The 14,355-nt window shown below is 68.2% G+C and carries 12 protein-coding genes; 3 read left to right on the top strand and 9 right to left on the bottom strand.

Annotated elements, in window-relative coordinates:
* Positions 1-28 precede the first annotated feature (28 nt).
* Both VGB60_RS01475 and VGB60_RS01470 read right to left on the bottom strand, forming a co-directional pair.
* Complete coding sequence (locus VGB60_RS01475; protein WP_331036512.1) at positions 29-532, bottom strand: YbjN domain-containing protein; 504 nt, start codon at positions 530-532, stop codon at positions 29-31.
* A gap of 64 nt (positions 533-596) precedes the next feature.
* A complete protein-coding gene (locus VGB60_RS01470) occupies positions 597-884 on the bottom strand; it encodes an accessory factor UbiK family protein (RefSeq protein WP_331036511.1) in 288 nt (95 codons plus the stop codon).
* Between the two features lie 174 nt (positions 885-1,058).
* Between VGB60_RS01470 and lgt the strand changes: the two genes are divergently transcribed.
* From lgt to pgeF, 3 genes are all read left to right on the top strand, one after another.
* Positions 1,059-1,928 (top strand): prolipoprotein diacylglyceryl transferase, encoded by an 870-nt coding sequence (lgt, locus tag VGB60_RS01465; RefSeq protein ID WP_331036510.1) that lies wholly within the window; start codon positions 1,059-1,061, stop codon positions 1,926-1,928.
* 3 nt (positions 1,929-1,931) lie between these two features.
* Entirely contained in the window at positions 1,932-3,005 is a 1,074-nt protein-coding gene (locus tag VGB60_RS01460) for a class I SAM-dependent methyltransferase (protein WP_331036509.1), read from the top strand.
* Positions 3,006-3,168: 163 nt separating this feature from the next.
* Positions 3,169-3,939: a peptidoglycan editing factor PgeF gene (pgeF, locus tag VGB60_RS01455; protein WP_331036508.1), complete on the top strand. Its 771-nt coding sequence runs from the start codon at positions 3,169-3,171 to the stop codon at positions 3,937-3,939.
* 10 nt (positions 3,940-3,949) lie between these two features.
* Here the strand turns inward: pgeF and lpxC are convergent, their stop codons facing one another.
* The 7 genes from lpxC to VGB60_RS01420 all read right to left on the bottom strand — a co-directional run.
* On the bottom strand, positions 3,950-4,849 hold the full coding sequence (gene lpxC / locus VGB60_RS01450) for a UDP-3-O-acyl-N-acetylglucosamine deacetylase (protein ID WP_331036507.1): 900 nt from the start codon (positions 4,847-4,849) through the stop codon (positions 3,950-3,952).
* 184 nt (positions 4,850-5,033) lie between these two features.
* Positions 5,034-6,668, bottom strand: coding sequence for a cell division protein FtsZ (gene ftsZ, locus VGB60_RS01445; protein ID WP_331036506.1), 1,635 nt, complete (start codon positions 6,666-6,668; stop codon positions 5,034-5,036).
* A 237-nt stretch (positions 6,669-6,905) separates the two neighbouring features.
* Complete coding sequence (locus VGB60_RS01440; RefSeq protein ID WP_331036505.1) at positions 6,906-10,370, bottom strand: TonB-dependent receptor domain-containing protein; 3,465 nt, start codon at positions 10,368-10,370, stop codon at positions 6,906-6,908.
* A 236-nt stretch (positions 10,371-10,606) separates the two neighbouring features.
* The gene (gene ftsA / locus VGB60_RS01435) at positions 10,607-11,935 is read right to left on the bottom strand and encodes a cell division protein FtsA (protein WP_331036504.1); all 1,329 of its coding nucleotides are present in this window, start codon (positions 11,933-11,935) and stop codon (positions 10,607-10,609) included.
* Positions 11,936-11,950: 15 nt separating this feature from the next.
* Entirely contained in the window at positions 11,951-12,838 is an 888-nt protein-coding gene (locus VGB60_RS01430) for a cell division protein FtsQ/DivIB (RefSeq protein ID WP_414644452.1), read from the bottom strand.
* Positions 12,826-13,764 (bottom strand): D-alanine--D-alanine ligase, encoded by a 939-nt coding sequence (locus VGB60_RS01425; RefSeq protein ID WP_331036502.1) that lies wholly within the window; start codon positions 13,762-13,764, stop codon positions 12,826-12,828. Before VGB60_RS01425 ends, VGB60_RS01430 begins: the two co-directional genes overlap by 13 nt.
* A 51-nt stretch (positions 13,765-13,815) precedes the next feature.
* Positions 13,816-14,355 (bottom strand): DUF5946 family protein (locus tag VGB60_RS01420; protein ID WP_331036501.1); only part of this gene is annotated, 540 nt, incomplete at its 5' end.

The raw sequence follows: 14,355 nt of genomic DNA, 5'->3' as shown, positions 1-14,355 counted from the left end.
CCTGAGGGAGCGGAGGCCGCCATCGCCGTCAGGCGGTGCCGACGGTCTCGAACAGGCAGGAGTCGATCGCTTCCTTCGGCTTCTTGTTGCCGCGGATCATGAAGTCAAAGGCCGGGTAATAGCGATCCGCCGCCTCGACCGCGGCGTCGATCATTGAGGCCGCCTGCGCCAGCGTCGGACGCTCCCCCATGGGCAGGGCCAGAGAGTGGCGGAAGACGATCTCGCCGTCCTCGGCCCAGACCTCGAAGTGGCCCATCCAGGTCCGCTGGTTGATCAGGCCGACCAGTTCATAGGCGGCGGTCCGGCGCGCCTTTGAAGCCTGCAGATCAAGCGCGCAGCACAGCTGCAGGCAATCGCCCTCCGGCCGCCAGGCGAACCACAGCTCATAGTCCTTCCAGTCGCCGGCCAGGGCGAAGGCCACGTCGCCCTCGTCCGTGCGATCGAACGGCAGGTTCTCGGCCACGAGAACGTGCTCCACGACATCCAGGGGATCGTAGGGAACTTCGACTTCTTCGGGCCGTGCGGCGTCCATCAAGCACTCTCCGGGCGCGACTCACGCCCTGTGATCCGACGGTAGGCGGGTTCGCAGATTCGGCTCAACCGGCTGCGTCCTGAGGGGGAACCGACGCTGTGGACGTTCCCGTGGCAGGCTTTTTCGCCGTCTTCTGAACAGTTTTCAGCGTGGCGATCTCGGCGCGCAGGGCCGCGATCTCGGCCTTCAGCGCGTCGAACTCATCGCGCCGGACGAGGTCTAGTTCGGCCGCCATGCGGTCGGTCTGAGCGCGGAAGGCGGTCTTGGCCTCTTCCCCCGCAGCCTGGGCCAAGCCCATGGCGCCGGTGGTCAGCTTGGCGAACTCGTCCAGGATGGGGTTGCGCGTCTGCATCTGGCGGTCTCCGACTCGTACAAGCGAGCGTGGTTAATGAAGGTTCACCCGATATGGTGAATGAAACCTTGCTGTCGATGCGACCTATGGCGTGATTTGGGCGCCGTTCAAATTGGGGGACGCGCGCGGCGACGCTTGCTAAACCGACGACTGGAACGGCCTTCAGGAGCGCCCGTGCAATTCCCCGAGTTCGACCCGGTGCTGATCAGCATCGGCCCGCTGGATATCCGCTGGTACGCCCTCGCCTATGTCGCCGGGATCGTCCTCGGCTGGTGGTACGCCGCGCGCCTGGCGAAGAACAACGCCCTCTGGCAGCCGGCCAAACCGCCGGTCACCTCGATCCAGCTGGACGACCTGGTTTTGTGGATCACCCTGGGCGTGATCCTGGGCGGCCGCCTGGGCTATGCCCTGTTCTATCAGCCGCAGCTGTACGCCGAGATATTCACGGGGGCGACCTGGGGCGAGCGGCTGGCGCTGTTCCGGCTCTGGGACGGCGGGATGTCGTTCCACGGGGGCCTGATCGGCGTTTCGCTGGCGATCTTCTGGTTCGCCCGCAAGAACGGGATACGCCTGCTCAGCCTCGGCGATCTGGTCGCGCCGGCGGTCCCCATCGGCCTGTTCTTCGGCCGAATCGCGAACTTCATCAACGGCGAGCTGTGGGGCCGCGAGACGACCGTCCCATGGGCCGTCAGGTTCTGCAACGACCGCATCTTCCAGCTTTACGGAGGCTGCCCCGCCGGCGATGTGCCCCGCCACCCGAGCCAGCTGTACGAGGCGGGGCTGGAGGGTCTGGCCCTGTTCGGCCTGCTCTGGTTCGCCATCTACAAGGCCCGGCTGCTGGCCAAGCCCGGCTATGTCACCGGCCTGTTCCTGTTCGGCTATGGTCTGTCGCGGGCGGTGCTGGAGAACGTGCGCCAGCCCGACGCCGGGCTCGACGACCTGCCGCTGGGCCTGACCATGGGCATGATCCTGTCCGTCCCGATGATGATCATCGGCGCGGTCCTGATCTGGCGGGCGTGGAGCCGTCCGCCCAGCGCGAGCTGATCCGTGTCGCTGGCGGAGAGACTGGCGCGCGAGATCGCGCTGACCGGGCCGATGACGGTCTCCGACTATGTCACCCGCTGCCTGCACGACCCGCAGGCCGGCTACTACGCCACCCGTCCCGCCATCGGCGCCACGGGGGACTTCATCACCGCGCCGATGATCAGCCAGATGTTCGGCGAGCTGGTCGGCCTTTGGGCGGTGGAGCTGTGGCGCCGTCTGGGCGCGCCGGAGCGGGTGCGGCTGATCGAGGTGGGGCCCGGCGACGGCACCCTGATGGCTGACGCCCTGCGCGCGGCGCGTCTGGATCCTGACTTCCTCGCGGCGCTCGATCTGGTGCTGATCGAGCCCAGTGGGCCGTTGCGGCAGGCGCAGGCGCGAACGCTGACGGAGAGCGACGCCCATCCCCGCTGGGTCGCCGACCTCAGCCGCGTCGAGACCGACGCGCCGGTGATCCTGATCGCCAATGAGGTCCTGGATTGCCTGCCCGCGCGGCAGTTCGTGAAGACAGAAGACGGCTGGGCCGAGCGCTGCGTCGGCGTCACCGACGAGGGCGGCCTGACCTTCGGCCTAAAGGCGATCACGGGGCCGTTCCGGAAACCCACATATCCAGTGGAGCCGGGCCAGACCGTCGAGGTGTCGGAGCAGCAGGCGAACTTCGGTCGCGACGTCGCGACTCTGATCAAGGCGGCTTCGGGGGCCGCGCTGCTCATCGACTACGGACGGGCGCGCCCCGAGCCGGGCGACACCCTGCAGGCGCTCCGGCGGCATCAGAAGGTCGATCCGCTCGCCACCCCGGGTGAGGCCGACCTGACCCAGTGGGCGGACTTCCCGACGGTGCTGGAAGCGGCGGTGCGGGCCGGAGCCGATGTGACGGGCACGATGGCGCAGGGGGAGTTCCTCGGACGGCTGGGAATCGGGGTCCGGGCGGACGCGCTGAAGGCCGGACGGCCCGACGCCGAGCCTGTGATCGACCGCCAGCTCGCCCGCCTGACCGCTGACGACCAGATGGGGACCCTGTTCAAGGCCTGCGCCATATTCTCTCCGCGCACCCTGGTCGTGCCGGCTTTCGAGCACTGATGCCTCTCCCTCAGCCGTCATCCTCGGGCCTGACCCGAGGATCAGACTGTCCGGTGCTGCGTGAACGATGGATGGGGCGCCTCGGGGTGGGCCGTCTCGAACGCACAGCCCACAGCAACCTCTGATCCTCGGGTCAAGCCCGAGGATGACGGAGAAAGAGTAGATGACCCTTCAGCCCATCACCCACCCGCTTCTCGACCGCGCCGGCGTACGCCACGGCTTCTTCACCCGACAGGGCGGCGTCTCGACCGGCCTCTACGAAGGACTGAACACCGGCGTCGGCTCCAGCGACGATCCGGCCGCCGTGGCGGAGAACCGGCGTCGCGTGGCCGAATGTTTGGGCGGCGTCCCGGACGATTTCGCCGCCTGCTATCAGGTTCATTCCGCCGTCGCGCACATCGCCGAGGCGGGCTGGCGGGGCAAGCGGCCGGAAGGCGACGCGGCGGTCACCGCCGTCCCCCGCGTGATCTGCGCCGTGCTGACCGCCGACTGCGCCCCGATCCTGCTGGCGGACGCAGAGGCGGGCGTGGTCGGAGCCGCTCACGCGGGGTGGAAGGGCGCCCTGGGCGGGGTCATCGAAGCGACGGTCTTGGCGATGACGGAGCTCGGGGCCGATCCCCGCCGCATCGTGGCGGTGGTCGGGCCCTGCATCGCCCAGGCGAGCTATGAGGTCGACGCGGCGTTTCAAGCGCGGTTCGTGGACGCCGACCCCGGCAGCAGCCGCTTCTTCGCGCCCGGCGCCGCGGCCGACCGGCGGATGTTCGACCTACCCGGCTTTGTACTGGAGCGGCTGGAGCAAGCCGGCGTCGGCGAGGCGGCGTGGACGGGCCACGACACGCGCACGGACGCGGCGGAGTTCTACTCGAACCGTCGGGCGTATCTGAACGGAGAGCCCGACTTCGGCCGGATGATGAGCGCGATCAGCCTCGGCTGACGCGGGCTGTTCAGCCCGCCATCGCCAGTTCGGGCACGCGGGTCACCTCGCGCCATGCCTGCGGCCTGGCCAGGAGCGCGCGGACCAGCAGGTTGTTGATCGCGTGGCCGGCCTTGACCCCTTCGTACCGGCCCAGCAGCGGCGCGCCGAGGACGTACAGGTCGCCGATGGCGTCCAGCGCCTTGTGCTTCACGAACTCACGTTCCATCCGCAGACCGCCGGGGTTCAGGATCTGGTCGCCGTCAATGACCACGGCGTTCTCGAGGCTGCCGCCGCGGGCGAGGCCTGCCTTGCGCAGGGCCTCGACCTCGTGGGCGAAGCCGAAGGTGCGCGCGGCCATGATCTCGTTGCGGAAGGTTTCCTCGTCAACGACGAAATCCACCACCTGATTGCCGATCACCGGGGTCGGAAAGTCGATCTCGAAGCGCATCTCGTAGCGGTCGCAGGGCAGCAGGGCGGCCGACTTGTCACCGTCCTGAACCCGGATGGGCTCGAGGATCTCGATGTAGCGGACCGGTGCCTCCTGACGGCGGAAACCGGCGCGGTCCAGCAGCTGAACGAACTGCAGGGCGGAGCCGTCGAGAATCGGCAGCTCGGGCCCGTCGACCTCGACCACGGCGTTCGACACGCCCAGCGCGGCGAAGGCGGCCATCAGATGTTCGATGGTCGACAGGCGCACGCCGGCGGCGTTCTCGATCATGGTGTTCAGACGGGCGTCGACCACGGCGTCGCCCGACACGGCGATGCGGTTGTCGCGGTCGCGAACGTCGGTGCGCACGAAGACGATGCCCGTGCCGACCGGCGCCGGACGCACGGCCAGACGCACGCGGTCGCCCGTGTGCACGCCCACGCCCGCGATGATCGCGGGGGCGACGGTCGTCCTCTGGCGATGGTCGTAGCTGACCGGCATGGATCCCACTGACTCGTCTTGTCCGCACCCGTGCGGATTTCGCCCCACGAACCGTCTAGCGCCTGCCTCGCAAGCGGGAAATGAAAGTCGGGTTTCGGATTGTTTCGGTCCTGGTTAACCGGGACCGGACGCGAAACCGCCCCGGGGGCTGCCCGGGGCGGTTCATCGTGGCGGTGCGCGGCGGCTAGTTGGCGAGGCGGCGCAGGAAGGACGGGATCTCCAGATCGTCCTCGGCCTGCCCCGCTTCGGGCTCAGGCTGGGTCTGGGTCATCGGGCGCATCTCGGTCATGCGCGACTCCGTCTGACGCGACGGCGCCGGGTAGGTCGGGGCCTGACGCTTGCGGCCGAACAGGCTCCAGCCCGACTTGCGATGATCGCGATCGTCGTAGTCGTCATAGGCCGGCTCTTCGCGGCGCGTTTCCGGCTGCGGTGCGGGACGGTCCGCTCCGCGGTCCATGTACAGGTCGCCCTGCGCCACGGGGGCGGCGGCCGCGGTGCGGGCGCGCGGGGAGGATTCGTACTCCTCGACCCACGGGTCGACGATGGGCTCGAGCGTGCGCTCCTCGGCGACGTGGATCACCGGCTCGGGCCGCGGCTCCGGCTTGGACTCGGGAGCCCGGGCGACGGCGCCGTAGGCCGGCTGGCTGGACTGAAAGGTGGGGACGACGGGGGCCGGCTCGGGCTGGCGCGGGGCCTCGGCGCGAACGGGCTCGCGCAGGGGCTCCTGACGCCCAGTCTCATGACGCACCGTGTCGTGACGGACCGGCTCGGCGCGCGACGCCGCGTGGGCCGGCGTCGGGCGGCGGGTGTCGAACATCGACGTTCCGCTGGACGGCGTTCCCTTGGCGGCGGCGAGGTCTTCCATGCCGGTGGCCACAACCGAGACGCGAATCTTGCCGTCCAGGGCCGGGTCGAAGGCGGCGCCGAAGATGATGTTGGCGTCGGCGTCGACTTCGCCGGCGATGGCGTTGGCCGCCTCGTCGACTTCCAGCAGGGTCATGTCCATGCCGCCGGTGATGTTCACCAGCACGGCCTTGGCGCCCTTCAGCGACGTCTCGTCCAGCAGCGGGTTGGCGATGGCGTTCTGGGCCGCCATCAGGGCGCGGTCGTCGCCCGTGGCCTCACCCGTGCCCATCATGGCCTTGCCCATCTCGGACATGACGGCGCGAACGTCGGCGAAGTCGAGGTTGATCAGGCCCGGCAGGATCATCAGGTCGGTGATCGAACGCACGCCCGAGTGCAGCACCTGGTCGGCCATGCCGAAGGCGTCGGCGAAGGTGGTGCGCTCGTTGGCGACGCGGAACAGGTTCTGGTTCGGAATGACGATCAGGGTGTCGACGTAGCGCTGCAGCTCGGCGATGCCGGCGTCGGCGAGACGCATCCGGTGACGGCCCTCGAAGGTGAAGGGCTTGGTGACGACGCCGACGGTCAGGATGCCGCGATCGCGCGCGCATTTGGCGATGACCGGCGCGGCGCCGGTGCCGGTGCCGCCGCCCATGCCCGCGGTGATGAACACCATGTGGGCGCCGTCGAGGTGGCTGTAGATCTCTTCGGCGCTTTCCTCCGCGGCGTTCATGCCGACCTCGGGGTGGGCGCCGGCGCCGAGGCCCTGGGTGATGGTCTCGCCCAGCTGGACGCGACGGTCGGTCTTGGCGAACGACAGGTGCTGCGCGTCGGTGTTGGCGACGACGAACTCGACCCCTTCAAGGCCGGCGTCGATCATGTTGTTGACGGCGTTGCCGCCCGCGCCGCCGACGCCGAAGACGACGATACGGGGCTTCAGTTCCGTGTGTTGCGGACGCACCAGCGAGAGAGACATATTTTTAATCCGACCTTATCCGACCCTGCCCTTGCCGTTCCGATGCGATCCCCGCCGATTCGCATTGGTTATGAGCGCGTTAAGGAAGCGCCCGAACTGCTTAAGCAAGTGTTACCCGATAGGGCGAGTCGGAGGCCGCGGCACGAAATTCGTTAACCTTCACAGCAGTTTTTCCCCAGACAACGAAAAAGGGCGGCTCTTGCGAGCCGCCCTTTCCGTCTTGAAGTCGTCGTCTGGTTAGTAGGGCCGATAGTTGATGCCGACGTTGAAGCGGCGGCCGAAGGGCTCGAACGAGCTGGCGAACCCGAGGTAGGGCGGCGGCTCGGCGTCGAAGGCGTTGGTCACGCCGCCGCGCAGCGTCACTTCGTCGGTCAGGTTGTAACGCACCGAGAAGTTGCTCGTGGCGAAATCCTCGGTCGTGAAGGCATCGAAGTAGTCGATGTCGAGGTTGCCCGACGGCAGCGTGTCGCGGAACTTCCTCAGGTCCTGGGCCGACTGCCACTCATACTGCCAGGTGATCGCCAGCTTGTCGTTCGGGGTCCAGGTCACACGCGAGGTGAACTCGGTCCGCGGGAAGAACAGGCCGGTGGTCGAGTCGGTGAAGGCGGCCGGGTTCGCCGGGTTGGTGAAGTTCTTCTGATCGATCAGCCACAGACCGCCCAGGCTCCAGCTGACCGTGCCGAGGTTACGGCCGAACAGCTCTTCCAGGTCCTTGCGGTAGTTGATCGTGAAGTCGAGGCCGCGGGTTTCCAGCTTGGCGTTGTTGACGCCGGCCAGAATGAAGCCGCCGACTGCATCGCTGCCCGGGGCGCCGACCTTGAAGTTGTCGAACGGATCCTGGGTCGTCGGGTTGTTGCGGAAGACGAACGAGCAGCTGAGCGGGTTGAGTCCCTCGCCGTTCACGCAGTCATTGGCCAGGAACTGACCCGTGGGCGTGGTGATCACGTCTTCCAGCTGGATCTCGTAGTAGTCGAGGATCAGTGAGAAGTCAGGGATGAAGCGCGGCTCCAGGACCACCGAGAAGGTGAAGCTGTTGGAGCGCTCCGGACGAAGACCCGGGTTCGGACCCAGCGAGCTGGCCACGCCGCTGGCGTAGGTCGGGCGATAGTCGTCGCCGATGCCGACCGTCGTTTGGCCGAAGTCGAACGACAGACCCTTCTGAGCGGCCAGGGCGGTGCAGTTGGCGACCCGGTTGGCGCGGACGGCGGCAGCGTTCTCACCCGCGAAGGCCGCGATGACGCGGGTATCGCAGGGGTCGACGAAGGCGTTAACGAAGGTCTGAGACAGGCCCCGGTTCGTTTCGTTCAGGTTCGGAGCCCGGAACGAGGTGTTGTAGCTCGTTTTGAACGTGATGTCCTGGATCGGACGATAGACCAGGTTGACGCCATAGACGTCACCCGTACCGGCCGCAGACGAATAGTCGAAGTAGCGGTAGGACGCGGAGAGTTCGGCGAACTCACCCAGCCAGTGGTCGCGGATCAGCGGCAGCGAGAGTTCGGCGAAGGCCTCTTCGGACTCGTACTCGGCCGGCAGGAAGTCGGCGCCGGTGTTCAGCTGAAGCAGGCGTTGGTTGGTGTCGGCCGAGCGACCGATGCCTTCGGCGCCTTCGCGACGGTACTCAGCGCCGACGGCGAACCCGAGGGGACCGGCGCCGAGCAGATCGCCGAGCTCGCCGCCGAAGGAGAACACGGCCTGCTCTTGCTCGTTGCGCTCACGCACTGTGATCGAGGTCGAGAAGTAGTCGATCGCAGCTTGGCTCTGGTTGCCGGCGCCGAAGACGTTGAGCGGCACGCACCCGTTGACTTCAGGATCGTTGATCGCCGCGCCGGTGCCGTAGGTGGTGCGGGCGGTCAGCGGGTTCTGTTCGATAACGGCCAGACCCTGGGCGCGCAGCAACTGGACGCGGCAGACGATCTGGCCGGGCGTGCCGTTCACCACGCCGGCCGCGTCGACGACCGAGTCCATCGCGTGGGCGAAGCGGACGGCGTCAGGACCGAACTCTTCGTTCAGGTTCTCCATCTCGCCGTAGACGTACGAGAAGGACCAGTTGAAGTTGTCGATGAACAGCAACCGGTCCATGCCGCCGTCGAGGGCCGCGACGTAACGCTGGATCTCGCGCGTGTTGGCCTGTCCGCGATCGATGCCGAAGCCGCGATGCTGAGCGGCCGCGCTGACCGTCGGCGTGGTGCTGACGACGTTGCCGGCGCAGCCGGTCGGAGGCGTCGCCGTGCCGGTGCCGAAGCAGGGCTGTCCCGGCGTGGTGATGCCCGGCTGCGTGTAGCGCTGGAAGGTGTTGGCGGTGATCGCCGCGCGCAGGTTGGCGGGCAGGAAGGCGTTGTCGATGCGGGTCGTGAAGGTGGAGCTGCCGTTGATCAGGCCGGGGCTCGTGCCGCTGTTACAGGCAACGACGACCCCGACGTTCTGACCGCCGCAGGCGAAGGCGCCGTTGTTGATGAAGATGTCCCAGAACGACTTCTGGCCTTGGTCGTACGCGTCTTCCGTCGTGTACTTGGCCTCGAGCGTCAGGTTGATGTCGTCAGTGACGGCGAAGTTGGCGCCCACCTGGAAGCGCTTGGCTTCCTGGAAGGGGTTGCGCGACCGTTGGTCGAACGATGTCAGGTTGGCCGGCTCGCCGTCGCCGCCGATGTTCCACGGACGGTTCAGACCGGTCACGCCCACGCGTTGACCAAAGTCGGCCAGACGCGCCGTCGGGCCGTCAAACCAATAGGTGTAGGCGGGATCGACGCTGAAGCAGTTGGCGTTGGTCGTGTTGCCGCCCGGGCAGTCGCCGTACGGGATGTCGGGGTCATTCTGCGGGCTGGGCCGCTGCATGTTCGCCAGCGTGGTGGAGCCCCACATCGGGCGATCCAGGCGGCGGATGCCGTAGAACTGCGCGATGTCCAGGAAGCCGTCTGTCGCCGGGCCGATCGCCGCGTTGGTTGGGTCGGCGTCGATGCCCAGACGCAGGCGCCCGTCACGCAGCCAGTTGATGTGTTCGCCGAAGACCTCTTCGATCCGCTCGTACTCGCCGTGGGCATAGACGTTCAGACGGTCGTCGAGCAGGTTGGCGCCCGCCAGAACCGAGACGCGGCGCGTGTCGGCCGCTCCACCCTGGACCAGCTGTCCGTAGTTGGCGTCGATCTCGAGGCCCTCGAAATCCCGGCGCATGATGTAGTTGACGACGCCGGACACGGCGTCGGCGCCGTAAACCGACGAACCGCCGCCAGTGACGATTTCGATGCTCTGAATCAGCAGGCGCGGGATGACCGAGACGTCGACGGCGAGGTTGCCGACGGACGAGCCGACGTGACGACGTCCATCGACCAAGGTCAGGGTCCGGCCAGACCCGAGCGAGCGCAGGTTGGCGAACTCGAGGCCGCCGTCATTCAGGCCGGCGCCGGTCGTGTCGGACGGAACAACCGAGTTCGACAAGGCCGGGATGGTGGCCAGGTAATCGACCACGGTGCCGAGGCCGCTCTCGAGCAGCTGTTCGCGCTGGACCTGGATCAGCGGGGTCGGGGCGGTCGTTGGGTCACGACGGATGCGGGAGCCGGTGACGACCACTTCGCCGATTTCAGTAGCGTCCTGTCCGGGCTGAGTGGCCGGAGCGGGTTGTTGCGTCTGGGCGACGGCCGGAGCGGTGATCGCCATCAGGCCCGCGAGCACCGTCGTGCCGAAGAGGTAGTTGCGCTTGTTTTGCATGGATTTTAGGCCCCAACCGGAAAAAATGCAGACGCCGTCCGCCCACGGATGGGGGGATGCTTCACCGGTCAGGCTAGCAGCAACAGCGTCGCGGACAAGCGATTGTGGCGTGATTGCGTATACTGCGACGCCGTATTGTTACAATCTGGACACAGTTTCGCCGCCGGGCGCGTCGGGGTCGCGGGCCCGCGTGGGCTGCCCCAGAGCGCCGAAAATGCGCTTTCGCCTATGATTAATCAGAGGTTTTCGCGGAGCCAGCCGGCGGCGCGAGCCACAATCCCGCCTTGGTGGATGCGCGGGGCGTCCGCGGCGGAAAGCTGCCGTGACATCAACTTACGGGCAGAAACGGCCTCGCGAGGTCCATAGGCGGCGCGCAGGAGCACGCCGGCCGCCGAACAGAAGGCCGGGCCGGAAGCGGCGTCGGCCAGGTGGGGAGCGCGCTGAGGTTTGCCGAGCCGCACGGGCCGGTCGAACACGCGGACTGCCAGTTCGCGCACCCCGTTCAGCTGGCTGGCGCCGCCGGTCAGCACCAGACCCGCGCCCGGCTCCAGCCCGACGCCCGCCGCGCGAAGGCGATCGCGCAGCAGCTCCAGAGTTTCCTCGACGCGGGGCGCGATGACGGTCTTCAGCATGGCGCGCTGGACGAAGATGGGGCCTGCGGCGGGATCCTCGCCGCGGGGCGGCGCTTCCAGCATCTCGCGGTCCTCGTTGGCCGAGGCCATGGCCGAGCCGTGAAGCGTCTTGAGCCGCTCGGCGCCGGCCTTGGAAGTGGACAGGCCGCGCGCGATGTCGGCGGTGACGTGATCCCCGCCCACGTTCAGGGACTCGATGTGCAGCAGCGAACGCCCGCCCCAGACCGCCGCCGAGGTCGAGCCGCCGCCCATGTCGATGCAGACGCAGCCCAGATCCATCTCGTCGTCTTCCAGCGCCGCCAGCGACGACACGACCGGAGCCGCCGCCACGCCCTGAAGGTCGAGATGGGCCAGCTCAAGACAGTGGCTGAGGCCGTTGAAGGCGCTCTCGGCCATCGACACGACCAGAAGGTCGAGCCCGAGCGAATGCCCCCGCATAGACCGGGGGTCGTGGACGCCGCGCGCGCCGTCGACGGACCAGGCGATCGGCAGGACGTGGATCGGACGGCGGTTGGGCAGGCGAATCTGGGCCAGGGCCATGGCGATCGCGCGCGCCAGATCGGCGTCGCCGACCGGGGTGGCGCCGAGCGACACGCGGGCCTGAACCCGGTGGCTGGCCATCTGGCCGATGGCCGTGGTGACGACGACGCCCGAGACCGGCGAGCCCGCCGCCCGCTCCGCGCGTTCCACGGCGTGGCCGATGGCCTGCGCCGCCTCGTCCATGTTGACGATGCCGCCGCCGCGCACGCCCCGCGATTGGACATGGCCCGCCCCCGCGACGCGGATGGTGCGGTCGGCGTGTCGGACGCCTTCCGGCTTCATGATGAAGCAGGCGACCTTCGACTGGCCGAGGTCGAGCGCCGCCACTACGGGCGCACGGCTCGGTCCGCCCTTGGCGCCGTCGATGGATTTGTCAGCGGACCGTCCGGCCATTCTCTTCCCCAACTCTTACGCGGCCCCCGCGGAGGGCCGGACGGCGATCTCCTCGGGGGTTCTCAGATCGATGCGGGCGAACCCGAGCTCCAGCAGCCGTTCGCGCTGGTCCAGCGCGTCGAGTTGGATCAAGGCGGCGTCCTGATCGGTCGCGGGCAGCTGGATAAGGCTTCCGTCCTTGAGCCGGACGTCCCATCGCCGCTCATCGACGCGGACCAGCGCGTCCACGCGGGTCATCAGGCGCGGGCGTTGGGCGAGCAACGGCAGGACTTCGGCGGCGGCCTGTTCGGCGCCCTTTCCGACCACCAGCGGCAGGTTCGGATACCGGCCTGCATCGGCGCCCTCAATCACCTGACCGTGGCTGTCGATGACGCGGTTGAGGCCGCCGGACTGCCAGACCGCCAACCGGTCATGCTCGATGACATGGACGATGAGGGTGTTGGGCAGCAGGCGCACGACGCGGGCGTCCTTGACCCAGCCGACCGCCTCGACGCGCCGCCGGACCGCGTCCAGATCGATCCCGGTCAGGGGCTGGTCAGCGTAGACCTGTAGCGCGCGCTGGATCGTCGCCGTCGCCTCGGCGGACTCGCCCTCGATGAAGACACGCTCCAGCTTCAGACCCATGCCGACCGCGGCCCCGTCGATGCCGCGCCCGAAGGAGGCGCCAATACGGTCGGCCCGGGCGCCCGTGGCCAGCACGCCCGCCAGGACGACCACGCCAGCGGCGATCGAGATCAGGACGGCGCGGGGGGACAGGTCGAGACGGCCGAGCGCCGACATCTTGCCGGGCGTGGCCGCCGCCTGCTTCTGAGCGCGACCGCGCCCGTGAGGTCCCGGAGACGCGCCGCGTTTTGCGGGCTGGTTCGAACTCTGTCGCCGACCGCCGCGAACTACCGCGGGCATGAGGCGTCCTCCACCATCCACCGGACCAAGTCTTTGTACCCCATCCCCACATACGCGGCCTGCTCGGGCACGAGCGAAGTCGGCGTCATGCCGGGCTGGGTATTGACCTCCAGAAGAACGAGAACGTCGTTAAGATCGTCATAACGAAAGTCGGATCGTGAAACGCCCCGGCAACCAAGAGCCGCGTGCGCCAGCTCGGATTGCCGCAGCGCCGCCTCGAACACGTCGGGCGGCAGGTCGGCCGGCAGCTTGTGGACGGATCCACCCGGCGCGTACTTGGCTTCGTAGTCGTAGAACCCCTTGACCGGCGTGATGTCGGTGACGGTCAGGGCGCGCGGCCCCGTCGCCTCGCCGATCACCGCGACCGCCAGTTCCTTGCCGCGGATGTACGGCTCGACCATCACCTGTTCGCCGTAGGTCCAGTCGGGCGAGCCGACCTCGGTCTGAGGCCCGTTCGCGCCCTCGGGCACGAGAAAGACTCCGACGGACGACCCTTCGGCGTTGGGCTTGATGACATAGGGGGGCGGAATGACGTGGCGCTGCGCCACCTCCTGCCGGTCGAACAGACCGCCGCCGGGTACCTCGACGCCGGCGGAGCGCAGCACGGACTTGGACTTGTCCTTGTCCATCGTCAGCGCCGAGGCCAGCACCCCGGAGTGGCTGTAGGGTATCTGCAGGGTCTCGAGGACGCCCTGGACGCAGCCGTCCTCGCCCCATGCCCCGTGCAGGGCGTTCAGCACGACATCCGGTTTCAGCGCCGTCAGAACCGCCGCCAGATCGCGCCCGGCGTCGACGCGGCTGACCCGGGCGACCTGCCCTTCCAGCGCGTCTGCACATTCCTTGCCCGAGCTCAGCGAGACCTCGCGCTCCGACGACAGTCCGCCCATCAGGACGGCGACGTGCAGGTCTGCGAATGGGCGGGTCATGGGAAGCTCCGGAACTGACATCGCAATGCGATGAACGTCCTTAACAGCCCGTCAACCATCGGCCGCCCAGCGGCGGATCAAATCGTGCTGATCCGACCAATTCGCCAACACGGCCGTGGCCCAGCTGCGCACAGCCAGCCGATGCGCCTCCGGCTCCGTCGCCTCGACCACATCGGCGACCGTGACAGTGTAGCGGTCTCGCGGCGGCAGCTCCGGCAAGGACGCCTTGCGCCTCGCGAAGCGCAGCATCGCCGCATTCGCCGCTTCGCCCTCGAGCCCCTGCTCGATCTGGACCATCAGGCGGGCGAGGTGCAGGCCGACCGACTGGATCGCCCGACGCGAACCGTCGCCAGGATGCTGGACCGCCCAGGCGTCCACGCTCAACCGATGGACCGACATCAGAGCCGGATCCGAATACTCACGCGCCATCACGGCGTTGAAGGCCGCCCAGCACGCGGGCGACGACGTCATGTAGGCGTGGATCGGCCCCTCGACCGCCGGCATGCGCGAGCCGCAGCCGGGGCAGACCTGAATGTCAGCCGGCCCGGCCAATCCGCTTGATTTCCCAGTCCAGCTGAACGCCCGTCTTCG

Source organism: Brevundimonas sp. (genome assembly GCF_036399195.1).
Lineage (GTDB): Bacteria > Pseudomonadota > Alphaproteobacteria > Caulobacterales > Caulobacteraceae > Brevundimonas.
The sequence above is the reverse complement of the archived record's forward strand: the minus strand, read 5'-3'. Positions and strand labels throughout refer to the sequence as shown.